At 70.1% G+C, this 24,249-nt stretch carries 18 protein-coding genes; 8 read left to right on the top strand and 10 right to left on the bottom strand.

Annotated elements, in window-relative coordinates:
- Positions 1-95 precede the first annotated feature (95 nt).
- Positions 96-3,569, bottom strand: a complete 3,474-nt coding sequence (locus EZ216_RS07525; RefSeq protein WP_135249068.1) for a transglutaminase family protein — start codon at positions 3,567-3,569, stop codon at positions 96-98.
- 77 nt (positions 3,570-3,646) lie between these two features.
- Here EZ216_RS07525 and EZ216_RS07520 point away from each other — a divergent pair, with 77 nt between their 5' ends.
- The 5 genes from EZ216_RS07520 to EZ216_RS07500 all read left to right on the top strand — a co-directional run bounded on the left by EZ216_RS07520 (position 3,647) and on the right by EZ216_RS07500 (position 10,471).
- The gene (locus EZ216_RS07520; RefSeq protein WP_135249067.1) at positions 3,647-6,043 is read left to right on the top strand and encodes a DNA internalization-related competence protein ComEC/Rec2; all 2,397 of its coding nucleotides are present in this window, start codon (positions 3,647-3,649) and stop codon (positions 6,041-6,043) included.
- A gap of 40 nt (positions 6,044-6,083) precedes the next feature.
- Positions 6,084-7,580: a circularly permuted type 2 ATP-grasp protein gene (locus EZ216_RS07515; protein WP_135249066.1), complete on the top strand. Its 1,497-nt coding sequence runs from the start codon at positions 6,084-6,086 to the stop codon at positions 7,578-7,580.
- 2 nt (positions 7,581-7,582) lie between these two features.
- Positions 7,583-8,542, top strand: coding sequence for an alpha-E domain-containing protein (locus EZ216_RS07510; protein ID WP_135249065.1), 960 nt, complete (start codon positions 7,583-7,585; stop codon positions 8,540-8,542).
- 2 nt (positions 8,543-8,544) lie between these two features.
- Positions 8,545-10,095: a tetratricopeptide repeat protein gene (locus EZ216_RS07505; RefSeq protein ID WP_135249064.1), complete on the top strand. Its 1,551-nt coding sequence runs from the start codon at positions 8,545-8,547 to the stop codon at positions 10,093-10,095.
- A 94-nt stretch (positions 10,096-10,189) separates the two neighbouring features.
- A complete protein-coding gene (locus EZ216_RS07500; protein ID WP_135249063.1) occupies positions 10,190-10,471 on the top strand; it encodes a DUF2059 domain-containing protein in 282 nt (93 codons plus the stop codon).
- A gap of 4 nt (positions 10,472-10,475) precedes the next feature.
- Here the strand turns inward: EZ216_RS07500 and EZ216_RS07495 are convergent, their stop codons facing one another.
- The 5 genes from EZ216_RS07495 to EZ216_RS07475 all read right to left on the bottom strand — a co-directional run bounded on the left by EZ216_RS07495 (position 10,476) and on the right by EZ216_RS07475 (position 16,154).
- Positions 10,476-11,105 carry an HD domain-containing protein gene (locus EZ216_RS07495; protein ID WP_135249062.1) on the bottom strand — a complete coding sequence of 210 codons (630 nt, stop codon included), beginning with the start codon at positions 11,103-11,105 and terminating at the stop codon, positions 10,476-10,478.
- Entirely contained in the window at positions 11,102-12,187 is a 1,086-nt protein-coding gene (mltB, locus tag EZ216_RS07490) for a lytic murein transglycosylase B (protein WP_135249061.1), read from the bottom strand. Before mltB ends, EZ216_RS07495 begins: the two co-directional genes overlap by 4 nt.
- Positions 12,184-14,190, bottom strand: coding sequence for a transglutaminase TgpA family protein (locus EZ216_RS07485; RefSeq protein WP_135249060.1), 2,007 nt, complete (start codon positions 14,188-14,190; stop codon positions 12,184-12,186). Before EZ216_RS07485 ends, mltB begins: the two co-directional genes overlap by 4 nt.
- A complete protein-coding gene (locus tag EZ216_RS07480) occupies positions 14,184-15,149 on the bottom strand; it encodes a DUF58 domain-containing protein (RefSeq protein ID WP_135249059.1) in 966 nt (321 codons plus the stop codon). Before EZ216_RS07480 ends, EZ216_RS07485 begins: the two co-directional genes overlap by 7 nt.
- Before the next feature lie 84 nt (positions 15,150-15,233).
- Entirely contained in the window at positions 15,234-16,154 is a 921-nt protein-coding gene (locus EZ216_RS07475; protein WP_135249058.1) for an AAA family ATPase, read from the bottom strand.
- A 41-nt stretch (positions 16,155-16,195) separates the two neighbouring features.
- Here EZ216_RS07475 and EZ216_RS07470 point away from each other — a divergent pair, with 41 nt between their 5' ends.
- The 3 genes from EZ216_RS07470 (at position 16,196) to EZ216_RS07460 (ending at position 19,329) form a co-directional block, all read left to right on the top strand.
- Positions 16,196-17,155 carry a histone deacetylase family protein gene (locus tag EZ216_RS07470; protein WP_135249057.1) on the top strand — a complete coding sequence of 320 codons (960 nt, stop codon included), beginning with the start codon at positions 16,196-16,198 and terminating at the stop codon, positions 17,153-17,155.
- Positions 17,156-17,266: 111 nt separating this feature from the next.
- A complete protein-coding gene (locus tag EZ216_RS07465; RefSeq protein WP_135249056.1) occupies positions 17,267-18,049 on the top strand; it encodes an enoyl-CoA hydratase in 783 nt (260 codons plus the stop codon).
- A gap of 11 nt (positions 18,050-18,060) precedes the next feature.
- The gene (locus EZ216_RS07460; RefSeq protein ID WP_135249055.1) at positions 18,061-19,329 is read left to right on the top strand and encodes a mechanosensitive ion channel family protein; all 1,269 of its coding nucleotides are present in this window, start codon (positions 18,061-18,063) and stop codon (positions 19,327-19,329) included.
- Here the strand turns inward: EZ216_RS07460 and EZ216_RS07455 are convergent.
- From EZ216_RS07455 to EZ216_RS07440, 4 genes are all read right to left on the bottom strand, one after another.
- Positions 19,302-20,033 (bottom strand): ABC transporter ATP-binding protein, encoded by a 732-nt coding sequence (locus tag EZ216_RS07455; protein WP_135249054.1) that lies wholly within the window; start codon positions 20,031-20,033, stop codon positions 19,302-19,304. The genes EZ216_RS07460 and EZ216_RS07455 overlap by 28 nt on opposite strands.
- The gene (locus EZ216_RS07450; protein WP_135249053.1) at positions 20,030-21,841 is read right to left on the bottom strand and encodes a branched-chain amino acid ABC transporter ATP-binding protein/permease; all 1,812 of its coding nucleotides are present in this window, start codon (positions 21,839-21,841) and stop codon (positions 20,030-20,032) included. The genes EZ216_RS07455 and EZ216_RS07450 overlap by 4 nt, the downstream gene beginning before the upstream one ends.
- Entirely contained in the window at positions 21,838-22,893 is a 1,056-nt protein-coding gene (locus EZ216_RS07445; protein WP_135249052.1) for a branched-chain amino acid ABC transporter permease, read from the bottom strand. Before EZ216_RS07445 ends, EZ216_RS07450 begins: the two co-directional genes overlap by 4 nt.
- Positions 22,894-22,962: 69 nt before the next feature.
- Positions 22,963-24,108, bottom strand: a complete 1,146-nt coding sequence (locus tag EZ216_RS07440) for an ABC transporter substrate-binding protein (protein ID WP_135249051.1) — start codon at positions 24,106-24,108, stop codon at positions 22,963-22,965.
- Between the last annotated feature and the right edge of the window lie 141 nt (positions 24,109-24,249).

Raw genomic sequence — 24,249 nt, 5'->3', positions numbered from 1 at the left:
GTCTCCCAGCGCCTTCCCTCCATCTCCTCCCAGCGCCAGCCTTCAAACCCGCTTCCCGATTCCGGACAGCAGTGCGCCTTCGCGGGATTGACGCATCAAATTTTCGGCGGCGTCCGCAAATCCAGCGTAAACGGAAACTCCCGGCTCGCCGCCACATCGATCGTCGCCGCCGGCACCTGCAGCTTCCCGGGCGTGTGCCCCATCCGGAAGAACCGCGCGAGGCGGCGGCTCTCCGCTTCGTACGCATTCACGGGGAAGGCGACGTAGTTGCGGCCGCCCGGGTGCGCCACGTGGTACTGGCAACCGCCCAGCGAACGGTTCATCCACGTGTCCACGATGTCGAACGTCAGCGGAGCGTGCACGCCGATGGTCGGGTGCAGCGCCGAAGGCGGGTTCCAGGCGCGGTAGCGAACGCCGGCCACGTATTCGCCGGCGGTGCCGGTGGGCTGCAGCGGCATGGCCTTGCCGTTCACGGTGACGACGTAGCGGCTTTCGTTCAGGCCGCTGACGTGCACTTCCAGCCGTTCCAGCGACGAGTCGACGTACCGCACGGTGCCGCCGATGGCGCCTTCCTCGCCCATCACGTGCCAGGGCTCCAGCGCGTTGCGCAAGGTGAGCTCGATGCCCGCGGCCTGCACCTGGCCGACCAGCGGGAAGCGGAACTCGAAATGCGGTGCGAACCATGCCGGGTCGAATTCGTAGCCCGCATCCCGCATCTCCTCCAGCACGTCGTGCAGGTCGGCTTGCACGAAAGAAGGCAGCAGCCAGCGGTCGTGCAGTTGCGTGCCCCAGCGCGTGGCGGGCGCCTTGTACGGCGCGTTCCAGAACCGCGCGATCAGCGCGCGCAGCAACAGTTGCTGCACGATGCTCATGCGCGCGTGCGGCGGCATCTCGAACGCGCGCAGCTCCAGCAGGCCCAGGCGGCCGGTGGTGGAGTCGGGCGAGTACAGCTTGTCGATGCAGAACTCGCTGCGGTGCGTGTTGCCGGTGACGTCGATCAGCACGTTGCGCAGCATGCGGTCCACCAGCCACGGCGGCATGTCCTGGCCGTGGACCTCGCGGTTGCGCTCGATCTCGCGAACCGCGATCTCCAGTTCGTACAGCTGGTCGTTGCGCGCCTCGTCGACGCGCGGAGCCTGCGAGGTCGGGCCGATGAACAGGCCCGAGAACAGGTACGAGAGGGAAGGGTGGTTGTGCCAGTACAGCAGCAGGCTGGCCAGCAGCTCGGGCCGGCGCAGGAAGGGCGAGTCGGCCGGCGTGGCGCCGCCCATCACGAAGTGGTTGCCGCCGCCCGTGCCGGTGTGGCGGCCGTCGGTCATGAACTTCTCGGCCGACAGGCGCGTTTCGAAAGCGGCCTCGTACAGGAACTCGGTGTGGTCCACCAGCTCGGCCCAGTCGTGAGCGGGATGGATGTTGACCTCGATCACGCCGGGGTCCGGCGTCACCTGCAGCAGCTTCAGGCGCGGGTCGCGCGGCGGCGGATAGCCTTCCAGCACGATCTTCACGCCCAGCGATTTCGCCGAAGCTTCCACGGCGGCGAGCAGGTCGAGGTAGTCGCCGAGATGGGCCAGCGGCGGCATGAAGACGTACAGCACGCCGGATTTCTCGCCGACGCGTTCGGCTTTGGGACCGTTCGCGCGGCGCGGGTCGCGCACTTCCACGCACAGCGCGGTGCGCGTGATCTCGTGCGCCGACTGGAAGCGGCCGGGCGCGCGGGTGGCGAAGTCTCCGGGTTCGGGCTGGCCGGACGTCCGCGCATGGCCGGGCGTTTCGTAACGACCGAGCGGGTCCTGCTGAACACGCGGTGCCTCGGCCGGCCGCGGCACCGCGGCTTGCGCATACCTCGCCTGGTACGCAGCCGCCTGGGGCAGGCCGCTGCGCGGCGCCATCGGGTCCTGCTCGACGAGGTACGGGTAGTCGCTTTTGCTCACCCAGGGCAGCGAATCGAGCGGCAGGCGGTATCCCATGGGCGAATCGCCCGGCACCAGGTACATGCGCTCGTCGCGGAAGAACCAGGGCCCGGTGGACCACACCGGGCCGGCCAAGCGGCCTTCGTTCTGCGGCCCCGCGGCCAGCGGCAGCACGTAGCCGACGGCCGTGTCCAGCTTCTGCTCGAACACGCGGCGTAGGCGCGCGCGTTCCAGTTCGTCGTCCAGGCGCGAGTCGAACGGGTCCACGTTCACCGGCAGCCGGCGCTCGCGCCACAGGTAATAGAAGACGTCTTCGTAGCCGGCCTGGATGTACTTGTCCGTGACGTTCAGGCGCCTGGCCAGTTCGCGGATGAAGCGGCCCGCATCCTCGCTGGTGCAGCGGTGCGGGTCGCGCTCGTCGGCGAAGAGCGAAGGGTCCTGCCAGCAAGGCTGGCCGTCGGCGCGCCAGCAGATGGACAGCGCCCAGCGCGGCAGCTGCTCGCCCGGGTACCACTTGCCCTGGCCGAAGTGCAGGAAGCCGCCCTGGCCATAGCGTTCGCGCAGCCGATGCACCAGTTCGGTGGCGTAGCCGCGCTTGGTGGGGCCCAGCGCGTCGGTGTTCCACTCGGCGGCGTCGCGGTCGGTGGTGGCGACGAAGGTGGGCTCGCCGCCCATGGTCAGGCGCACGTCGCCGGCACGCAGGTCGCGATCCACCTTGTCGCCCAGGCGCAGCACGTCCTGCCACTGCTCGTCGGTGTACGGCTTGGTCACGCGCGGCGATTCGTGGATGCGCGTCACCTGCATCTGGTGGCTGAACTCCACCTCGGCTTCGTCCATCAGGCCTTCGATGGGCGCGGCGCCCGAAGGCTGCGGCGTGCAGGCCAGCGGGATGTGGCCTTCGCCCGCCAGCAGGCCCGAAGTGGGGTCCAGGCCGATCCAGCCGGCGCCGGGCAGGTACACCTCGCACCACGCGTGCAGGTCGGTGAAGTCCACGGCGGTGCCGCTGGGGCCGTCCAGCGCCTTCACGTCGGGCGTCAGCTGAATGAGGTAGCCCGAGACGAAACGCGCGGCCAGCCCCAGGTTGCGCAGCAGCTGCACCAGCAGCCAGCCGGAATCGCGGCAGGATCCGCTGGCGTTCCGCAAGGTCTGCTCCGGCGCCTGCACGCCGGGCTCCATGCGGATGAGGTAGCGGATGTCCTGCTGCAGCTGCTGGTTGACGGCCACCAGGAAATCGATGGTGGACTTCGGCGTGCGGTCGATCTTGTCCAGGTACGCCTTCACCAGCGGCGTGAGCGGGTCGCAGGCGAGGTAGGGCGCCAGCTCCTCGCGCACGGCGGGCTCGTACCGGAAGGGGAACTTCTCCGCGCTCGGCTCCAGGAAGAAGTCGAACGGGTTGTAGACCGCCATTTCCACCACCAGGTCCACCGTGACCTTGAACTCGGTGGTGGGCTCCGGGAACACCAGGCGAGCCTGGTAGTTGGCGAACGGGTCCTGCTGCCAGTTGATGAAGTGCTTCGCCGGCTCCACCCGCAGCGAATAGGACAGCACGTTGCTGCGGCTGTGCGGGGCGGGACGCAGGCGCACCACCTGGGGTCCCAGCCGCACCGGTCGGTCGTACTTGTAGTGGGTGACGTGGTTCAGCGCGGCGTGGATCGACATGGCGGGGCATCCTAGCAATTCCGGGGCCCGCGCAGGGCGCTTGTCGGCGGCGAAGGGGCCCGCGCCGTTAGCCGCGCATGCACAAGCCGGTGACGCCAGGCCAGCGCTGGGCGCCGCTGCTCGCGGGCCTGGTGCTGGGCGCCGCGTTGCAGTTGCGGCAGGCGGAGCTTTGGGCCGCGTGGGCTTACGCGGGGCTGCTGGCGGGCGGCGCCTTGGCGGCCGTCGCGTTGCGGAGCGTGCGCTCGCATGGGGTCGCGTTCGTGGCGGCGGCGGCGATGGCGTTTGCGCTCGCGGGCTGGCGCGCGGCGGTCTTCGCCGCGGATGCGTTGCCTCCCGACATCGAGGGACGCAACCTGCAGGTCACCGGGGTCGTGTCTTCCTTGCCGCAGGCGGGCGAACTGGGCGTGCGTTTCCGGTTCGAGGTGGAAGCGGCGCGCGAAGCGGGCGGTGGGGAGGTGCGCATCCCCCCGGCCCTCTCGCTGGCGTGGGGCACGGGCGCCTGGGCGGCGGGCAGCGGGCCGTTCGAGCTGCAGCGTGCCGCGGGTGACGTGCGGGCGGGCGAGCGCTGGCGTTTCGCGGTGCGGCTGCGCGCGCCGCACGGCAACCTGAACCCGGACGGCTTCGACTACGAGCTGTGGCTGTGGGAGCAGGGGCTGCAGGCGACGGGGTACGTGCGCTCGGGGCCGAACGATCCGCCGCCGCAGCGGTTGGGCGCCACCTGGAACGCTCCCATCGCCCAGGCGCGCCAGCAGGTGCGCGAAGCCATCGTCGCGCGCATCGCCGACCGGCAGGCGGCGGGCATCGTGGCCGCGCTGGTGGTCGGCGACCAGAACGCCATCGACCGGGCCGACTGGGACGTGTTCCGCGCCACCGGCGTCGCGCACCTGATGTCGATCTCGGGCCTGCACGTGACGATGTTCGCGTGGCTGGCCGCGGCCCTCGTGGGCGCGGGCTGGCGCCGCAGCGCGCGCCTGTGCCTGGCCGTGCCGGCGCCGCAGGCCGCGGTCGTCGGCGGGGTGGCGCTGGCCACCGCGTACGCGCTCTTCAGTGGCTGGGGCGTGCCGGCGCAGCGCACGCTGCTGATGCTGGCGTCGATCGCCTGGCTGCGGCTGTCGGGCCGCCGCTGGCCGTGGCCCGTGTCCTGGCTGTTCGCCTGCGCGGTGGTCGTGACGGCCGATCCCTGGTCGCTGCTGCAGGCGGGCTTCTGGTTGAGCTTCGTCGCGGTGGGCGTGCTGTTCGCCACCGATGCGGGCGCGGCGCCCGTGGGCTGGGTGCAGCGGGGCACGCGGCTGCTGCGCGAGCAGGCGGTGGTCACGGTGGCGTTGGCGCCGCTGACGCTGCTGCTTTTCGGGCAGGTGTCGGTCGTGGGGCTGGCCGCCAACCTCGCCGCCATCCCGTGGGTCACGCTGGTGGTGACGCCGCTGGCGATGGCCGGCGTGGCGTGGCCGCCGGTCTGGGACCTCGCGTCGTTGGCTGTGCAGGGACTCACCTGGATGCTGCAGGCACTGGCGGCGATGCCGTGGGCGGTGTGGGTCGCGCCGACGCCTCCCTTGTGGGCGGCCGCGACGGGCCTGGCCGGTGGATTGCTGCTCGCGATGCGCCTGCCCTGGCCGGTGCGCTCGCTGGGCGTTCCGCTGCTGCTGCCGGTGCTGCTCTGGCAATTGCCGCGGCCCGCGCCGGGCGAGTTCGACCTGCTGGCCGCCGACATCGGCCAGGGCAACGCGGTGCTGGTGCGCACGGCCACCCACGCGCTGCTCTACGACACCGGCCCGCGCCTCAGCCCGGACAGCGACGCCGGCCAGCGCGTGCTGGTGCCGCTGTTGCGTTCGATCGGCGAGCGGCTGGACCGGGTGGTGGTGAGCCATCGCGACAGTGACCACACGGGTGGCGCGGCGTCGGTGCTGGCGGCGCAGCCTTCGGCGGCGCTGGAGGGCTCGCTCGAAAGCAGCCATCCGCTGCGCGCCATCCGCGGCATGCAAGCCTGCCTGGCGGGCAGGCGCTGGTCCTGGGACGGCGTGGACTTCGAGTACCTGCACCCCACGGCCGCCGATGTCGCGGCGGCGACGCGCCCGAACGCGGTGAGCTGCGTCCTGCGCATCTCCAATGCCCGGCGGTCCGTGCTGCTCACCGGCGACATCGAGCAGCCGCAGGAAGCGGCCTTGCTGGCGCGCGGCACGCTGGCGCCGGTGGACGTGCTCCTCGTACCGCACCATGGCAGCAAGACGTCGTCCTCCGAAGCCTTCCTCGACGCGGTACGCCCGCACTGGGCCCTGGTGCAGGCCGGCTGGCGCAACCGCTTCGGCCACCCGGCGCCGGTGGTGGTGGAACGCTACGCCGCCCGGCAGGTGCAGTTGGTGGACTCGCCCCATTGCGGCGCCGCGGGCTGGTCGTCCGCCGACCCGGACCACGTGCGCTGCGAGCGCGAGGTTTCCCGGCGCTACTGGCACCACCTTTTGCCGCCGCCGGATCCCTGAACAGGGCCCGGTTATTGCTATCCTGTGGCCGGAGCCCCCCATGCAGAAATTCGACGAGATGTTCCGGCAACTGCCCGATTCGGGCCCGTTGCAGTTCCAGACCCAGACCCTGGGCGGCATGACGCAGTCGCAAGGGCAGGGCGTGCGCGACCATTACCAGCGCTACGCGTCCTGGCTGGGGCGCCAGCCGCAGGACGCGATGGCGGCGCGGCGCGAAGAGGCGGAGATGATCTTCCGCCGCGTGGGCATCACCTTCGCCGTGTACGGCGCCAAGGACGAGGACGGCAGCGGCACCGAGCGGCTGATCCCCTTCGACCTCATCCCCCGCATCATCCCGGCCCGCGAGTGGGCGGACATGGAACGCGGCCTGGTGCAGCGCGTGACGGCGCTCAACCGCTTCCTGCACGACGTGTACCACGAGCAGGAGATCCTGAAGGCCGGCGTCATCCCTTCCGAACAGGTACTGAACAACGCGCAGTTCCGCAAGGAGATGATGGGCGTGTACACGCCGCACCACGTGTACTCGCACATCGCGGGCGTGGACATCGTGCGGGCGCCCGATGCGCAAGGCAACGGCGAGTACTACGTGCTGGAAGACAACCTGCGCGTGCCCAGCGGCGTGAGCTACATGCTGGAAGACCGCAAGATGATGATGCGGCTGTTCCCGGACCTGTTCAGCCAGCACCGCGTGGCGCCCGTCGCGCACTACCCCGACCTGCTGCTGGAGACGCTGCGCGCCAGCGCGCAGCCCGGCGCGCCCGATCCCACGGTGGTGGTGCTCACGCCCGGCATGTACAACAGCGCGTACTTCGAGCATGCGTTCCTCGCGCAGCAGATGGGCGTGGAACTGGTCGAAGGCCAGGACCTGTTCGTCAAGGACCGCTACGTGTACATGCGCACCACGCGCGGCCCGCGCCGCGTGGACGTCATCTACCGCCGCGTGGACGACGACTTCCTGGACCCCAAGGTGTTCCGGCCGAATTCGACGCTCGGCTGCCCGGGCCTGATCGACGCGTATGCCGCCGGCAACGTCACCATCTGCAATGCGGTGGGCACCGGCGTGGCGGACGACAAGTCCATCTATCCGTACGTGCCCCAGATGATCGAGTTCTACCTGGGCGAGAAGCCGATCCTGAAGAACGTGCCCACGTACATGTGCCGCAACGCGGACGACTGCAAGTACGTGCTGGACAACCTGAAGGACCTGGTGGTCAAGGAAGTGCACGGCGCCGGCGGCTACGGCATGCTGGTGGGCCCCGCGGCCACGAAGCAGGAGATCGAGGATTTCCGCAAGGCGGTGGAAGCCAATCCCAGCGGCTACATCGCGCAGCCCACGCTCAGCCTGTCGTCCTGCCCCACGTTCGTGGACAGGGGCATCGCGCCGCGCCACATCGACCTGCGGCCCTTCGTGCTGTCGGGCAAGCAGGTGCAGATGGTGCCGGGCGGCCTGACGCGCGTGGCGCTGAAGGAAGGCTCGCTGGTCGTCAACTCGTCCCAGGGTGGCGGCACCAAGGACACCTGGGTGCTGGAGGTCTGATCATGTTGAGCCGCACCGCCGATCACCTGTTCTGGATGGCCCGTTACACCGAGCGGGCCGAAAACACCGCTCGCATGCTGGACGTCAACTACCAGACGTCGCTGCTGCCGCAGTCCGCCGCCGTCGCGCAGGTGGGCTGGCAGGGGCTGCTGTCCATCAGCGAACTCTTTCCCTCCTTCACCGCCAAGCACGGCGAGATCCAGGCTTCGCGGGTGATGGAATTCATGGTGAAGGACGAGACCAACCCCTCGTCCATCGTCTCGTGCCTGCGCGCCGCGCGCGAGAACGCGCGCGCCGTGCGGGGCACGCTCACCACCGAAGCGTGGGAGACCATCAACCAGACCTGGCTGGAGGTCAACCGCATGCTGCGCCAGGGCGAGTTCGAGCGCGATCCCGGCCAGTTCTTCGAGTGGGTGAAGTTCCGCTCGCACCTGTCGCGCGGCGTGACCGTGGGCACCATGCTGATGGACGAGGCGCTGTACTTCATGCGCCTGGGCACCTTCCTCGAGCGGGCCGACAACACGGCGCGGCTGGTGGACGTGAAGTTCCACGCGGTGCAGAGCGATTTTTTCGGCACGGCCACCGAGCAGGACCAGGAGTACGACTTCTATCACTGGAGCGCCATCCTGCGCAGCGTGTCCGGCTTCGAGATCTACCGCAAGGTCTACCGCGACGTCATCAAGCCCGAGCGCGTGGCCGACCTGCTGATCCTGCGGCCGGACATGCCGCGTTCGCTGCACGCCAGCATGAACGAGGTGGTGGCCAACCTGCAGATGGTCGCCAACGAACAGTCGTTGGAAACGCAGCGCCGCGCCGGCAAGCTGCGCGCCGACCTGCAGTACGGCAACATCGAGGAGATCCTGGCCACCGGGCTGCACGCCTTCCTCACGCAGTTCCTCGACCGGGTGAACGAGCTGGGCGGGCGCATCAGCCGCGACTTCCTCGTGCCCGCCACCCTCTGACGATGCTGGAGCCGGCCTGGGCGCACCTGCGCGGCGGGCGCTGGTCGGAGGCGCAGGCCGCTTTCCGGCAAGCCCTGGCACAGGATGCCGGCTCCGTTCCGGCGCGCATGGGCCTGGCGCGCGCGGCGTCCGCATCCGGTGACTGGCTCACCGCCGCAGCCTGGCTGAGCGACGCCTGTCGCCTGGTGCCGCGCGACCGTGAGCCTGCGGTGTCCCTGGGCGAGCTGCTGATCGCGCAGCGCCAGTTCGGCCAGGCGGTTGCCGTGTACCGGCGCCTGTACGACGACCTGGACGACCGCGACCGCGCGACCTTGCTGCACCTGGGCTACTCGCTGGAGCAGACCTTCGAGCTCGATGAAGCCATCGAGCGCTACACCGAAGCGGCGATGCGCGAACCGGGCTTCCTGGAAGCGCACGTCAACCTGGCCGGCGTGCTGTGGCGAGTGGGCCGCTTCGACGACGCATTGGCCCACGCCAGGACGGCCGTGCAGCTCGGGCCCAACCACCCGCATGCCGTGCGCATGCTGGGCATGGCGCTGCTGAACCTGAACCGCGTGGACGAAGCGGAACTGCAGTCGCGCCGCGCGCTGAGCCTGGCGCCCGACCTGGCCGCCGCGCAGTTCGACCTCGCGTCCTGCCTGCTGCTGGCGGGCCGGCTGGACGAAGGCTGGGAGTGGTACGGGAAGCGCTGGAACGATCCCGCGCGCCTGCGCCGCCCGCCGTTCTACGACGCGGCGCTGGAATGGCGCGGGCCTTCGCAATCGCTGCAAGGCCAGTCGGTCGTGGTCTACGCCGAGCAGGGCATGGGCGACGCGATCCAGCTGCTGCGCTACGTGCCGAAGCTGCAGCGACTGGGCGCGCGGGTGGTCTGCGCGGTGCACACGGCGCTGGTGCCGCTGGTGGAGTACAGCTTCGGCGTCGAATGCCTGACGCCGGAGCGCGGCACGCAAGTGGACCTGCATGCCGCGCTGCTCGACCTGCCGCTTCGGTTTCGAACCACGCTGGACGACGTCCCATCTCCCGGCGCTTACTTGCAGGCGCCGCCGCAGCACGTGGCGAAGTGGCGCCACAGGATCGCACCGTCACCCAAGCTCAAGGTCGGCCTGGCCTGGAGCGGCTGGACGCGCCAGGTGAACAACCGCAACCGCGCCATCGCGTTGAGCGAACTGCAGCCATTGCTGGACCTGGAAGGCGTGCAATGGTTCAGTCTGCAGAAGGGCGATGCGGGCAGCTTCACCGACACGGAGACGTCGAAGCTGGTGGACCTGACCGGCGAATGGAACGACTTCGCCGACAGCGCCGCGATGCTGGGCGAGCTGGACCTGGTGATCACGGTGGACACCGTCGTCGCGCACCTGGCCGGCGCGGTCGGGCGGGAGTGCTGGGTGATGCTGCCGCCCAACCCGGATTTCCGCTGGCTGCTCGACCGCGACGACTCGCCCTGGTATGCGTCGCTGCGGCTGTTCCGGCGCGGGTTCGAAGCGGACGGGCGGGCGCGGCAGGTGGCCGCGGTGCGCGACGCGCTGGCCGCGCGTGTGGCCCGCGCGACTTGATCCGCGATTCCTGCCGCGGGGCGCCGCGTGCGCACTTGCCGGGGCGCGCCGGTGCCGGGATGATCTCGCCCATTCTTGCAAGGAGAGTTTTCCGATGCGCCGCGCCATCCTGGCCTTGACCCTGTCCGCCGTTTTCGCCTGTGCCCATGCCGCGCCCGCCAGCGCCGATTCCGTGGAGAAGCTGCTGGCCGCTTCCGGCGTGGAGGCCGGAGTGAATGGCCTGATCGCGTTCTACGGCAGCCCAGCTGCCCGCAAACTGCCGGCGCTGCAGCAGAAGCTCGCCAGCATCATGCAGGCCCACTCCCAGAAGCTGCAGGCCCGCCTGAAGCAGGTGGTGGAGCAGACGCTGGGCGACGCCAAGCCCGCCGCCAAGTGACCTTTCAGGCGGCCGTGAGCTTTTCGAGCGAGCGGCGCAGGTTGCCGCGCGCCTTGTCTTCCAGCGCGGCACGGAACGCTTCGGTGCGATAGATCGCCGGCCGCTGCAGGAAGCTTTGCAGCACGGCGCGCCGGCGTTCGCGGAACGCAGCATCCGGCACGTGCGCGTACTCCTTGCGGATTTGCTGCTCGTACTCGTCGAAGCGCGCGGGCGCCGCGCCCAGGATCGACAGGTCGATGTCCAGCAGCAGGTCGGTGTCGGGATCGCCGGCGGGCACGCCATGTCCCTGGGTCGCCATCACCAGCGCGCGCACGCGCTGCGCGACCTCGTCGGCGCAGCCCGCGGCGCGGATGCTGGCGGCAGCCCACTCGGCGCTGCGCTCCTCGTTGTCGTCGCGCTCTGGGTCGTACACCGCGTCGTGGAACCACAGCGCCAGCTCCACTTCCGCGGGCCGGCGCGCCAGCATGGCCGCCGCCTCGAAATTGGCCAGGCATTCGCGCAGGTGCTGCAGCGTGTGGTAGTGCCGCCGGCGCTCGCCCCAGGCGGCCACCAGCTGGTTCATCAGGCCGCCGCTGGCCTGCGCCGCGCCCAGTTCGCCCCACAGGCGCTGCCAGGAAGAAAGGGTGAAATTCAAGAGCCGCCCCGCTGCATGGCTTCGCGCACCTCGCGGCCCAGCTCGATGACCGCCATCGCGTAGTAGCTGGACCAGTTGTAGCGCGTGATCACGTAGAAGTTTTCGGTGCCGGCCACGTAGGTCGGCGGGTCGCTGCCGTTCTGCAGTTCGATCAGGGCGAGCGGGCCTTCGTGGTTGACCGCGTCGCCTTCCAGCAAGGCGCCCTTGGCCAGGAACGACGGCACGCTGAAGGTGGGCAGGATGTCGGGCGCGAGCAGCGCGTCCTTGTCCAGCCTTTCCAGGTCGAAAGTCACCGGGTAGTAAGTGGGCATGCCCGGCTTCCAGCCGAACGCCTTGAAGTAGTTGGCGACGGAGCCGATCACGTCGGCGGGGCTGCGCCACAGGTCGATGCGGCCGTCGCCGTCGAAGTCCACCGCCCAGCGCGCCCAGCTGCTGGGCATGAACTGCGGCATGCCCATCGCGCCCGCGTAGCTGCCCAGCGCGCGGCCCGGGTCGACGCCCATCTGCTTCTGCAGCGCGAGGAACTGCTCCAGTTCGTTGCGGAAGAATTTCGTGCGCTCGTCGGCGCGCGGATGCGAAGGGGGAAAGTCGAAAGCCAGCGTGGCCAGCGCATCCAGCACGCGGAAGTTGCCCATCTGCTGGCCGTAGATGGTTTCCACGCCGACGATGCCGACCACGATCTCGGGCGGCACGCCGTACTCGGCTTCCGCGCGTTCCAGCGTGGCGCGGTTGTCCTGCCAGAACCGCACGCCGGCCTGGATGCGCACGGGGTCGATGAAGCGCGAGCGGTACGCGGCCCAGTTCTTGGGCGTGCCCGTGGGCGCCGGCTGCATCAGGCGGACGACGACGGGCAGCATGCGGGCCTGGGCGATGGCGGCGCGCGTCCAGGCCGGGTCGAGCGACTGGCGCTGCGCGACTTCGTCGGCGAACTGCATCGCGTCGTCGCGGCCGGCGTAGGGCGTCCCCTGACGCGCGGGTGCAGCCACCTTGACCTTCGGCGGCGGGGCATGCCGGGCGGGCGGAGCTGCGAACGCGAGCGGCGCGGCGAGCGCCACCGCGAGAAGGCGGGCGGATCGGATCATCGGAAAGCGGGCCAGGACAGGCGGTTCAGTTCACGCTGCAGCGAGGGCAGCGGCACGGGCGCTCGCGGTGCGTAGCGCTGCGCTTCCAGGCGCAGCAGCCAGTCTGCCAGCGCGGCGCCCTCGGCGCCGAAACGGTTGGTGACGGCCTGCGCCATCTGGCGCGGGCCCGCGCTGGCGGGCAATTGCACGCCGGCGTCGACGAGCTTGTGGCGCACGCGCGCGAGAAGGCGCAGCCACGGGTCTTGCCGGCTGCGTTCCCATTGCGCCCAGGCCGCGCCGGCCAGCGCCACCAGCACCACGATGCCGATCAGCACGTAGCTCAGGTCCTGCCAGCTGGGCGACTCGAAGCCCAGGTTGCGCAGCAGGTCCAGCTGCTTGCTTTGCGTGTAGTTCAGCACCCACTGGTTCCAGCGGTTGTTCACGGCTTCCCAGGCTTGCCGCAGCTGCGCCAGCGCGCCGGGGCTGACGTTGCCCAGGGCGGTCGTGAACGCGTTCTGCGGCGGACGCAGCCTTTGCAGCGAGCCGGTGCGCGACGGCGCGACCATGGACGTGGGGTCCACGCGCACCCAGCCGCGTCCCGCCAGCCACACCTCGGTCCACGCGTGCGCGTCGCTGTTGCGCAGCGTCCACCAGCCGTCCACCGCGTTGAGTTCGCCGCCCTGGTAGCCGGTGACGATGCGCGCCGGGATGTCCATGCCCCGCATCAGCACCGCGAAAGCCGAGGCGATGTGCTCGCAGAAGCCTTGCTTGCGGTCGAACCAGAACTCGTCGGCCGTGTGGTCGCCGTACACCCCCGGCTCCAGCGTGTACGTGTAGCCGCCGGTGCGCAGCCGCTCCAGCGCCGCCTGCACCAGCGCGGGCTTGTTCGCGGGACCGCCGGGCACGCTGCGCATCAGCTCGGCGGCCAGGGCCTGCGTGCGCGGGTTGTACGAAGCGGGCAGCTCGCGGTACTGCGGCGGGGGAGGGCGGCCTCCGGCGCCGGCGCGGTAGTCCACGGCGCTGGTGACCGTGTAGCGCAGCAGGTCGGTGACTGGGCGCGGCGAGATCCACTGCAGTTCGCCGCCGCTGAAGGCGTCCACGCCGGGGCCGGTGGGCGGCGACACGGCGGCGTCCATCACCAGCAGCCAGGGCCGGTTGTTCGGCTCCAGCGTCACGGTGTAGCGCACCGGCTCGCCGATCGGTTGCAGGTCGGTGGGCGGCAGCAGTGCCGCGGAGTAGGCGGCCATGCGCTGCATGAGGGGGCGCCACTCGCGGCCGTCGAACTGCGACAGCACCGGGCCGCGGAAATACAGCTCGGCCGCGGGCGGCACGCCGCCTTCGAACTTCACCCGCATCGCGATGCTGTCGTCCAGCGCAAGCTGCGCCACGGTGCCCGGCTGCATGGTGGACGAAAGACCGCTGCGGCCGGTCATGCCGTCGCTGGGGATGCCCCACAGCGGTGCCAGGCGCGGGAACAGCATGAACAGCACCACCATGATGGGCGCGCCCAGCAGCGCCATCGTGCCCGCGGTGCGCGCGGCATACGCGAGCGGCGGCTTGCCCACCGGCATGTGTGCGTTCACCAGCGCCGTCAGCAGCCCCAGCAGGCCCACCAGCATCGCCGCCGCGGTCAGCAGGGACTGCGAATTGAAGAAGTTGGTGAGCATGGTGAAGAAGCCGAGGAAGAACACCACGAACGCGTCGCGCCGCGCGCGCAGCTCCAGGGTCTTCAGGGCCAGCAGCACCACGATGAGCGTCACGCCCGCGTCGCGGCCGAGCACCGTGCGGTGCGAGATGAACGTGGCCGCGACGGTGGCGGCCAGCAGCGCCAGCACCCAGCGCGTGCCTGGCAGGGGCGCGTTGCGCACCGCCAGCACGCCGCGCCACAGGAGCAGCGCCGCGGTGAGCGCGCTGCACCACCACGGCAGCTGCGGCACCTGCGGCAGCACCACCCAGGCGATGACCCCCAGCAGGAACAGCGTGTCGCGCGTGTCGCGCGGCAGGGAGCGCAACCAGGTCAGCACAGCGCCAGCGCCTCCAGGCAACGGCGGCGGTGCGCTTCGCCGCTTTCGGGCCGGATCTCGACGCCGGGCAGGCGCAGGCCGTAGTCCAGGCCCAGCTTGTCGGCCTGCACCACCCAGGCCGCCAGGCGCGCGATGCGAGCCTCGCTGTCGTTGGGGCCGCAGCGGCTGAAGTCCAGCCACAGCTCGCGGCGCTGCGACTGCTGCGTGTCGCGGCTGACCAGCTCGTCGGACTTGGCGGCCTTCTTCCACACCACCAGCTTCAGCGGGTCGCCCCGGCGGTAGCCGCGCACGCCGTCGAACTCGCCCGCGTTCTGCACGCGCGAAGGGCCGGCGGTGCCGGGCCGCGGCTCGCCTTCGGGCAGCGGCGGCGGAAGCGGCTCGGGCGAGGGGTACACCAGCACCTGCGCGGCGGGCCGCCACACGGTCCACACGCGGAAGGTTCCCAGCGGAAAGCGCGTCTCCGCCGTCAGCGGCGGCACGTGGTGCAGGCCGCGGCGCTGCGGCTGGAAGGCGACGGAGACGGTGGCCGTGGATTGCCGCGGTACGTCGGTCCACGCCCAGCGGTCGTCGTGGTCGGCGTCCAGCACGGCCAGGCCGATGCCGAAGCGCGGCGACTTGCGTTCGTTGGTCAGCAGGATGCGCAGCGGCGCGTTCTGGCCGGCGAACACGGGATCGGGCGGCGACAGCGCCAGGGTCAGCCCGCGCAGCGTGGCGTGGCACACGTGCATGCCCACCACCGCGCTGCCCGCCAGCAGGAAGGTGAGCAGGTAGCCCAGGTTGAGCTGGTAGTTGATGGATGCGACCAGCAGCACCAGCAGCGTGGCCGCCAGCATCAGGCCGGGACGCGTGGGCAGGATGTAGACGTTGCGCTGCGTGAGCGTGAGGGTGTCCGACAGCGGCAGCCGCGCCTGCCACCAGGCGCGGAAGCGGCGCCGGATTTGCGCGAGCGGGTTCAGCATGACGAATGACGAATGACTCGGCTGCTGCGCAGCCGGGATGACTCTGTCATTCGTCATCGACGCCGAAGGCGAAGTCATTTGTCATCAGGGCAGTGCAACGGCTTCCATCATCGCCCGCACCTGCTCCACCGGCCCGCGGCCGGCGTCGCCCACCGGCACCAGGCGGTGCGCGATAGTCTGCGGCAGCACGGCCTGAACGTCGTCGGGCGCGACGTAGTCGCGGCCGGACAGCAGCGCCTGCGCCTTGGCCGCGCGCACCAGCGCGATGCCCGCGCGCGGCGACAGGCCCTGCAGGAACCAGCGGCCCGAGCGCGTGGCCGCCACCAGGTCCTGCACGTAGTTGAGCAGCGGCTCCGCCGCATGCACCTGCAGCACCTGGCGCTGCAGCCAGTCCAGGTCGATAGGCGTGAGCGTGTTGCGCATGCCCACCACCATGTCGCGGCGGTCCGCGCCGGCCAGCAGCTGCCGCTCGGCCTCGCGATCGGGGTAGCCCAGCGAGATGCGCATCAGGAAGCGGTCCAGCTGCGATTCGGGCAGCGCGAAGGTGCCCAGCTGGTCGTGCGGGTTCTGCGTGGCGATGACGAAGAACGGCGTGGGCAGCGCGCGCGTCTCGCCTTCCACCGTGACCTGCTTTTCCTCCATCGCTTCCAGCAGCGCGCTTTGCGTCTTGGGGCTGGCGCGGTTGATCTCGTCGGCCAGCAGCACCTGGGCGAAGATGGGGCCGGGGTGGAAGACGAACGCTTCTTTGCCGCGCTCGTACACCGACACGCCCGAGAGGTCGCTGGGCATCAGGTCGGCCGTGAACTGCACGCGCGAGAAATGCAGGCCGAACGCCCGTGCGAGCGCGTGCGCCAGCGTCGTCTTGCCCACGCCCGGCACGTCCTCGATCAGCAGGTGGCCGCCGGCGAGCAGGCACGCCACGCAATCGCGCACCTGGCCGGGTTTGCCCACGATCACCGTGTTAAGCTGGTCCAGCAGCGCCTTGAGTTTTTGTTGTGCTTCCATCAGGGGCATGACGTTAATCGAATTTTCGTGCCCGCCATCCCATGAGTGCGAACAAGACCGGGTATTTCAGCCACCCGTCGTGCCGCAAGCACGAGATGGGCCCCGGCCACCCGGAATGCCCGGAGCGGCTGGACGCGATCGACGACCGCCTGCTGGTCACCGGTGTCGCCGACGCGCTGGACCGCCGCCAGGCGCCGGCTGCCTCCCCGGCCGATCTGGAACTGGCGCACGACAAGCTGCACGTGGCCGCCATGCGGGGACTGAAGGAGGAACTGGCCGAGCAGGTGGCTGCCGGCGGCAGCGCCTACGCCCAGATCGACCCCGACACCGCGCTGAACGCCCACACCTGGGACGCCGCGCTGCATGCCGCGGGCGCCTCGCTGGCCGCGGTGGACGCGGTCATGGCGGGCGAGCTGGAGAACGCCTTCTGCGCCGTCCGCCCGCCCGGCCACCACGCCTGCCGCGACCACGCGATGGGGTTCTGCTTCTTCAACAACGTCGCCGTCGCCGCGCGCTATGCGCTCGACCGGCATGGGCTGCAACGCGTGGCCATCGTCGACTTCGACGTGCACCACGGCAACGGCACCGAGGACATCCTGGCGGGCGATCCGCGCGTGCTGATGGTGGGCTTCTTCCAGCACCCGTTCTACCCGTACAGCGGCGATCCGCCGGCGGCGGCCAACATGGCCAACTTTCCGGTGCCCGCGTACACGCGCGGCATGGCGATCCGCGAAATGATCGAGATGTTCTGGATGCCCAAGCTGGAAGAGTTCCAGCCCGAGATGGTGTTCATCAGCGCCGGCTTCGACGCGCACCGCGAGGACGACCTGGGCCAGCTGGGCCTGACCGAGCAGGACTACGCCTGGATCACCGGCCGCATCAAGGGCGTGGCCCGGCGTTTCTCGAAAGGCCGCATCGTTTCCACCCTGGAAGGCGGCTACAACCTGGACGCGCTGGGCCGCAGCGTCGAAGCGCATGTGCGCGTGCTGGCAGATTTGTGAGATGACAAATGACCTTGCCTTCGGCGTCGATGACAAATGAAGTCATCCCGGCCGCGCAGCGGCCAAGTCATTTGTCATTCGTCATTCGCCCTCGCGAGTGGAGGAAAGCTGATGAGTGACAACGATGCCCCCCTGCTGGTGAGCCGCGACGCGCGCGGCGTCGCCACGCTGACCATGAACCGCCCCGCGAACTTCAACGCGCTGGGCGAGGAGATGCTCGACGCGCTGCAGTCGGCGTTCGACCGCCTGGCCGGCGACGACCAGTTGCGCGCCGTGGTGATCGCCGCGGCCGGCAAGGCTTTCTGCCCCGGCCACAACCTGAAGGAAATGATCGCGCGGCCCGAGCTGGCCTACTACCAGCAGTTGTTCAACCGCTGCAGCCGCGTGATGCTGGCCATCCAGAAACTGCCGGTGCCGGTGATCGCGCGCGTGCACGGCATCGCCACCGCGGCAGGCTGCCAACTGGTGGCGCAGTGCGACCTGGCCGTGGCGTCCACCGACGCGAAGTTCGCCGTCAGCGGCGTGAACTTCGGCCTGTTCTGCGCCACGCCCAGCGTGCCGCTGTTGCGCAACGTCGCGCCCAAGCAGGCGATGGAGATGCTGGTCACCGGCGACTTCATCTCGGCCGACGAGGCGAAGCAGCGCGGCCTGGTCAATCGCGCCGTGGCGCCGGACCGGCTGGACGCCGAAGTCGAATCGCTGGTCGCCAGCATCCTGGCCAAGCCGCGCAAGGCGCTGGCCATGGGCAAGGACCTGTTCTACCGCCAGCGCGAGCTGGGCACCGAGGCTGCGTACCAGCTGGCTTCGCAGACCATGGCGGTGAACATGATCGACGGCTGCGCGCAGGAAGGCGTCGCCGCCTTCACCGAGAAACGCAAGCCGAACTGGTCCTGACCGCCGCGCGAATGAATCCGATCGAGAAACTGCTGCACGACCTGCAGCATCCGGGCATGCCCGTCGAAGTGGCCGTGCTGCTGGGCTGCCTGCTGGCCGCCTTCGGGCTCTGTCACGTGGTGGGGCGCCGGCACCGGCCCGATTCCGTCTGGTTCGGCCGCGGCATCGTGGACGGGCTGGCTTTCCCGCTGGTGGCGCTGGGCCTGACCTATGCCGCGGTGAAGATCGTCGCCGTGTGGCAGCCCGTGGTGCTGCTGAAGCTGGCCGTGCCGGTGCTGGTGTCGCTGGCGGGCATCCGCTTCATCGCTCGCGTGCTGGCCATCGCTTTCCCGCATTCGGCGATCGCGCGGCTGGTGGAGCGCGTGTTCTCCTGGCTGGCGTGGATCGCCGCGGTGCTGTGGGTGCTGGGCGTGCTGCCGCAGGTGCGCTCGGAACTGGACGACATCCACCTGGCCATCGGCAAGTCGCACATCAGCGTGCTGACGCTCATCGACGGCACGCTGTCGGCGGGCGTCATGCTGCTGGCCGCGCTGTGGATCTCGGCCGTGCTGGAAAAGCGCGTGCTGAACCAGGCGGTGCACGATCTGTCGCTGCGCAAGGTGGCTTCCAACGTCGTGCGCTCCGCGCTGCTGCTGGTGGGCGCGCTGTTCGTGCTGTCCGCCGTGGGCGTGGACCTGACGGCACTGTCGGTGCTGGGCGGCGCGCTGGGCGTCGGCCTGGGCTTCGGCCTGCAGAAGCTGGCGTCCAACTACGTCAGCGGCTTCGTCATCCTGTTCGAGCGCAGCCTGCGCATCGGCGACGTGGTGAAGGTGGACTCGTTCGAGGGCACGGTGGTCGACATCAAGACCCGCTACACGCTGATCCGGTCGGTGAACGGCCGCGAGTCCATCGTGCCGAACGAAAAGCTCATCACCGAGCGCATCGAGAACCTGACGCTCATCGACCCGAAGATGCTGCTGACCACCGACGTCGGCGTCGGCTACGACAGCGACGTCGGCCAGGTGATGCGCCTGCTGGTGGAGGCGGCCGCCAGCGCCGACGGCGTGATGCAGGACCCCGCGCCGGTGGCGCGGCTGGTGAAGTTCGGCGCCGACGCGCTGGAGTTCCACGTGCAGTACTGGATCCGCAACCCCACGGCGCAGGCCAACGTGCGGTCGCAGGTGAACCTGGCGCTGCTGGCGTCACTGCGCGCCGCGGGCATCGACATCCCGTACCCGCAGCGCGTGGTGCAGGTGCGCGGGCCGGTGGCCCTTCAGCCGCCCGAGCCCAGCCCCAGGTAGGTCGCGGCCACGCGCGGGTCGTGCATCAGCTCGGCGGCCGGGCCTTGCAGCGTGATGCGGCCGGTCTCCAGCACGTAGCCGTGGTCGGCCACCTGCAGCGCGGCGCGCGCGTTCTGTTCCACCAGCAGGATGCCCACGCCGCTGTCGCGCAGGCCCGAAATGATGCGGAAGATCTCGCGCACCACCAGCGGCGCCAGCCCCAGGCTGGGCTCGTCCAGCATCAGCAGCTTCGGCCGGGCCATGAGCGCGCGGCCGATGGCCAGCATCTGGCGCTCGCCGCCCGACAGCGTGCCGGCCAGCTGGCGCCGGCGTTCCTCCAGGCGCGGGAACAGGCGGAAGACCTCGGCCTGCGTGGCCTGCACGCCGCCTTCGCGCACGTCGGGGCGCACCCAGGCGCCCAGGCGCAGGTTGTCTTCCACGGTCATGGTGGCGAACAGCTCGCGCTTCTCGGGCACCAGGCTCATGCCGCGCCGCACGCGGGCTTCGATGGTGCCGCGCTCGTCGGCGCCGAGGAATTGCACGCTGCCTTGCGCGGCGGGCAGCACGCCCATGATGGCGTTGAGCAGGGTGGACTTGCCGGCGCCGTTGGGGCCGATGACCGTGACGATGCGGCCGGGGCCGACGTCCAGCGCGGCGCCGTCCAGCGCGCGCACCTGGCCGTAGTCGACGCAGAAATCGCTGACGCGAAGGATGGGCGCGTTCATTCCACGCTCCCCAGGTAAGCCTCGATCACCTTCGGGTCGCGCCGCACCTCGGCGGGCACGCCTTCGCAGATGCGGGTGCCGAAGTCCATCACCACCAGGCGGTCGACCAGGCCCATCACGAAATCCATGTCGTGTTCCACCAGCAGGATGCTCACGCCTTCACTGCGCAGCTGCCGCAGCAGCGCGGCCAGCGCCTGCTTTTCCTGGTGACGCAAGCCGGCGGCGGGTTCGTCCAGCAGCAGCAGGGCGGGGTCGGCGCACAGCGCGCGGGCGATCTCCAGGATGCGCTGCTGGCCCAGCGCCAGGCTGCCGGCTTCGCGCAGCGCGAGGCCGCCCAGGCCCACGCGATCGAGCTGCGCCTGGGCTTCGGCGAGAAGGCTGGCTTCTTCCTTGCGGTTGGTGCGCAGCACCGCCGGCACCCAGCCGTGGTGGCCGCGCAGATGCGCGCCGATGGCGACGTTCTCCAGCACGCTCATGGTCTTGAGCAGGCGCACGTGCTGGAAGGTGCGCGCCATGCCTTCGCGCGCCAGGGTGCGCGAAGCCTGGCCGTCGACGCGCCGGCCGAGGAAATGCACCTCGCCGCGCGTGAGCGGCAGCACGCCGCTCACCAGGTTGAACATCGTGCTCTTGCCGGCACCGTTCGGGCCGATCAGGCCAAGGATCTCGCCGGCCTTCAGCGTGAAGCTGACGTCGTTGACGGCGACCAGGCCGCCGAATTCCTTGCGCGCAGCCTTCACCTCGAGCACCACCTGGCCGGCCGCGGGCTGCGCGCGGCGCGGCAGCGGTTGCGCCAGATGGCGCACGCGCGCGCCGGTGGGCTCGGGCAATAGCGGGTGGTCCTTGCCGCGCCGGCGGCCGTGCACCGCGCGCAGCAGCAGCGGCCACAGCCCGCCGGGCGCGCGCTGCAGCAGCAGGATCAGCAGCGCGCCCAGAACGATGACTTCGAAGTTGCCGGTCTGCCCCAGCAGGCGCGGCAGGATGTCCTGCAGCCAGTCGCCCAGCACGGTGACGAGCACCGCGCCGGTGAGCGCGCCCCACACGGAGGACGCGCCACCGACCACCGCCATGAACAGATAACCGATGCTGGCGTTGATGCCGAAAGGCGTGGGGTTCACCGCGCGCTGCAGGTGCGCATACAGCCAGCCCGAGACCGCGGCGAGAACCGCGGCCAGCACGAAGGCGAGCAGGCGCATGCGGGCGGTGTGCACGCCCGACGATTCCGCCATGACCACGCCGCCGCGCAGCGCGCGGATGGCGCGGCCGGTGCGCGAGTCCAGCAGGTTCAGCACCGCGAGCACGCACAGTGCCACCGCGCCCCAGATCAGCAGGTACAGCCCGCGGCCCGATTCCACCTGCCAGCGGCCGATGGCGATGGGCGGGATGCCGGTGATGCCGTCGAACTTGCGCAGCACTTCCAGGTTGCCGAACAGGTAGAACAGGCTCAGTCCCCAGGCGATGGTGCCCAGCGGCAGGTAGTGGCCGGACAGCCTCATGGTGATCACACCGAGGGCGGATGCGCACAGCACCACGACGGCCAGGCCCGCGACGAGGCCCAGCCATGGCGAAGCATCGAACTGCGTGGTGAGCACGGCGGTGGCATAGGCGCCCAGGCCCACGAACGCGGCCTGGCCGAACGAAGTCATGCCGGCGATGCCGGTCAGCAGCACCAGGCCGAGCGCCACGAGCGCGGCCAGGCCGATGTAGTTGGCCAGCGTGATCCAGAACTCGGGCACGGGTGCGAAGGCCGCGAGGGCCATGCACGCCGCCCAGACCAGCAACCCGAGGCGGGCGGTGCGGGGCGTCTTCATTCCTCTTCGTCCTCCAGCAGGCCGTGGCCGGCGAGCGAACGCCAGGCGAGCACGGGGACGATGAGCGTGAAGACCAGCACTTCCTTGTACGCGCTGGCGGCGAACGAGGCGTAGGCCTCGATCAATCCGACCAGCAGTGCACCCGCGGCGGCGACCGGGTAGCTGGCGAGGCCGCCGATGATGGCCGCGACGAAACCTTTCAGCCCGATGAGGAAGCCCGAGTCGTAGTACAGCGTGGTCACCGGTCCGATCAGCACGCCCGAGAACGCGCCGATCAGGCCGGCGAGCAGGAAAGCCAGCTGGCCGGTGCGCGCGACCTCGATGCCCATGAGCTGGGCGCCGAGGCGGTTGACGGCGGTGGCCTGCAGCGCCTTGCCCGGCAGCGTGCGGGCGAAGAAAAGCGACAGCGCCGCCATGATCAGCAGCGAAGCGCCGATGACCGACAGGCCTTGGCCGGTGAGCATCAGCGGACCCACTTCGATGCGCAGGTCGGAGAAGGACTGCGAGCGCACGCCTTCCGCGCCGAACATCACCAGGCCCAGGCCCAGCAGCATGAAGTGGGCGGCGACCGAGACGATCAGCAGCACCAGCACGCTGGCGTTCGCCAGCGGCTCATACGCCAGGCGGTACATCATGGGACCCAGCGGCGCCACGATGGCCAGCGTCAGCGCGGCCTGCGCGGGCAGCGGCAGCGACTGCAGCGGCAGGAACCAGGTGAGCGCCAGGATGGCCAGCGGCAGCACCAGGTTCGCGAGCAGGGAACGCACGAGCTGCCCGGGCGCCTGCTGCGCGCGGCGGGGGCCGAACGCGCCCCACAGGTCCTTCGCGAGGACGGCGAGCCCGGTGATGGCGAGCAGCCAGGCGGTGGCGGGGCGCTGCCCGGCCTGCATCGCGGCGATGGTGAGCGCGCCGTACGCGACCAGCTCACCCTGCGGGATGAAGATGACGCGCGTGACCGCGAACACCAGCACCAGGCCGACGGCGAGCAGCGCGTAGACCGCGCCGGTGGTGATGCCGTCCTGGGCCAGGATCAGCGCTATCGATGCGTCCATGAAGGCTCAACGTGACAACGGGCGCTGCCTGCACGGCAGCGCCCGCTGCTGGGGAAGGAAAGCGCGAGCTTACTGCGCCAGTTTCCAGGTGCCGTTCTGGATGACGACCATCACGCGCGCGCGCTGGTCGAAGCCCATGTGGTCGGTCTTGCTCATGTTCATCACGCCGTGCGTGGTGACCAGTTCCTTGATGCCTTCCAGCGAGTCGCGCAGCGCGCGGCGGAACTCCTTGGTGCCGGGCTGGGCCTTCTTCAGCGCCTCGGGCACGGCGCGCTGCAGCATCAGGTAGGTGTTCCACGCGTGGGCCGAGAACGAGTTGGCCGTGCCCGGCGGGTACTTGCTGTCGTGCAGCTTGATGAAGTCGAGCGAGACCTTCTTGATCGGGTTGCTGTCGGGCAGCTGCCTGGCCACCACGAACGGGCCGGCGGGCAGGAAGGCGCCCTCGATGTCCTTGCCGCCCACGCGCAGGAAGTCGTCGTTGATCACGCCGTCGGTGAAGTAGATCTTGCCCTTGTAGCCGCGCTCCTTGAGCGCCTTGGCGGGCAGGGCGGCCGGCGTGCCCGAAGCCGCGATCATGATCGCGTCGGGGTTGGCAGCGACCAGCTTGAGCACCTGGCCCGTGACGCTGGTGTCGGTGCGCGCGTAGCGCTCCGAAGCCACCACGGTGATCTTGCGCACCGGCGCGAGCTTGCCGAACTCGCTGATCACGCCTTCGCCGTACGCGTCGTTGAAGCCGATCAGGCCGACGGTCTTGATGTTGTTGTTGGCCATGTGCTCGGACATGGCGGTCATCATGTGGGCGTCGTTCTGCGGCGTCTTGAAGACCCAGAAGCGCTTGGCGTCGACGGGGTCGACGATGCGCAGCGACGAGGCGATGGCGATCATCGGCGTCTCGGACTCGGCGGCGACGTCGATCATGGCCAGGCTGTTGGGCGTGATGGACGAGCCGAGGATCACGTCGACCTTGTCCTCCGACACGAACTTGCGGGTGTTCTTCACCGCGGCCACCGGGTCGGACGCGTCGTCCAGCACGATGTAATCGACCTTCTTGCCCGCGATCTCGCGCGGCATGATGGCGAACACGTTGCGCTCGGGGATGCCCAGCGACGCGGCCGGGCCGGTGCTGGAGATGCTGACGCCCACCTTGATCTGGGCCAGGGCCGGCAGCGCCGCCAGGCCGAAGGCCGCGGCCAGCAGGAGCTTCTTTGCAGTCATGGGAAACCTCGTTCGTATGCGACGCCGCACTGTACGGTCGCGCCCGCCCCGCACTGGTCCAGACTTTCCCGAATTCGCCGACCGTACGGTCGGCTCAATGTCATCCCAAGGACAAAAGAACTTGCGGATGAGCCCGCGCTG

This window comes from Ramlibacter humi, assembly GCF_004681975.1.
GTDB lineage: Bacteria > Pseudomonadota > Gammaproteobacteria > Burkholderiales > Burkholderiaceae_C > Ramlibacter > Ramlibacter humi.
The sequence above is the reverse complement of the archived record's forward strand: the minus strand, read 5'-3'. Positions and strand labels throughout refer to the sequence as shown.

What these genes read in the sequence shown, in the direction of transcription:
- EZ216_RS07525 (WP_135249068.1), bottom strand. Translation starts at nt 3,569, where the DNA reads ATGTCGATCCACGCCGCGCTGAACCACGTCACCCACTACAAGTACGAC.
- EZ216_RS07520 (WP_135249067.1), top strand. Translation starts at nt 3,647, where the DNA reads ATGCACAAGCCGGTGACGCCAGGCCAGCGCTGGGCGCCGCTGCTCGCG.
- EZ216_RS07515 (WP_135249066.1), top strand. Translation starts at nt 6,084, where the DNA reads ATGCAGAAATTCGACGAGATGTTCCGGCAACTGCCCGATTCGGGCCCG.
- EZ216_RS07510 (WP_135249065.1), top strand. Translation starts at nt 7,583, where the DNA reads ATGTTGAGCCGCACCGCCGATCACCTGTTCTGGATGGCCCGTTACACC.
- EZ216_RS07505 (WP_135249064.1), top strand. Translation starts at nt 8,545, where the DNA reads ATGCTGGAGCCGGCCTGGGCGCACCTGCGCGGCGGGCGCTGGTCGGAG.
- EZ216_RS07500 (WP_135249063.1), top strand. Translation starts at nt 10,190, where the DNA reads ATGCGCCGCGCCATCCTGGCCTTGACCCTGTCCGCCGTTTTCGCCTGT.
- mltB (WP_135249061.1), bottom strand. Translation starts at nt 12,187, where the DNA reads ATGATCCGATCCGCCCGCCTTCTCGCGGTGGCGCTCGCCGCGCCGCTC.
- EZ216_RS07480 (WP_135249059.1), bottom strand. Translation starts at nt 15,149, where the DNA reads ATGCTGAACCCGCTCGCGCAAATCCGGCGCCGCTTCCGCGCCTGGTGG.
- EZ216_RS07475 (WP_135249058.1), bottom strand. Translation starts at nt 16,154, where the DNA reads ATGGAAGCACAACAAAAACTCAAGGCGCTGCTGGACCAGCTTAACACG.
- EZ216_RS07470 (WP_135249057.1), top strand. Translation starts at nt 16,196, where the DNA reads ATGAGTGCGAACAAGACCGGGTATTTCAGCCACCCGTCGTGCCGCAAG.
- EZ216_RS07465 (WP_135249056.1), top strand. Translation starts at nt 17,267, where the DNA reads ATGAGTGACAACGATGCCCCCCTGCTGGTGAGCCGCGACGCGCGCGGC.
- EZ216_RS07460 (WP_135249055.1), top strand. Translation starts at nt 18,061, where the DNA reads ATGAATCCGATCGAGAAACTGCTGCACGACCTGCAGCATCCGGGCATG.
- EZ216_RS07455 (WP_135249054.1), bottom strand. Translation starts at nt 20,033, where the DNA reads ATGAACGCGCCCATCCTTCGCGTCAGCGATTTCTGCGTCGACTACGGC.
- EZ216_RS07450 (WP_135249053.1), bottom strand. Translation starts at nt 21,841, where the DNA reads ATGAAGACGCCCCGCACCGCCCGCCTCGGGTTGCTGGTCTGGGCGGCG.
- EZ216_RS07445 (WP_135249052.1), bottom strand. Translation starts at nt 22,893, where the DNA reads ATGGACGCATCGATAGCGCTGATCCTGGCCCAGGACGGCATCACCACC.
- EZ216_RS07440 (WP_135249051.1), bottom strand. Translation starts at nt 24,108, where the DNA reads ATGACTGCAAAGAAGCTCCTGCTGGCCGCGGCCTTCGGCCTGGCGGCG.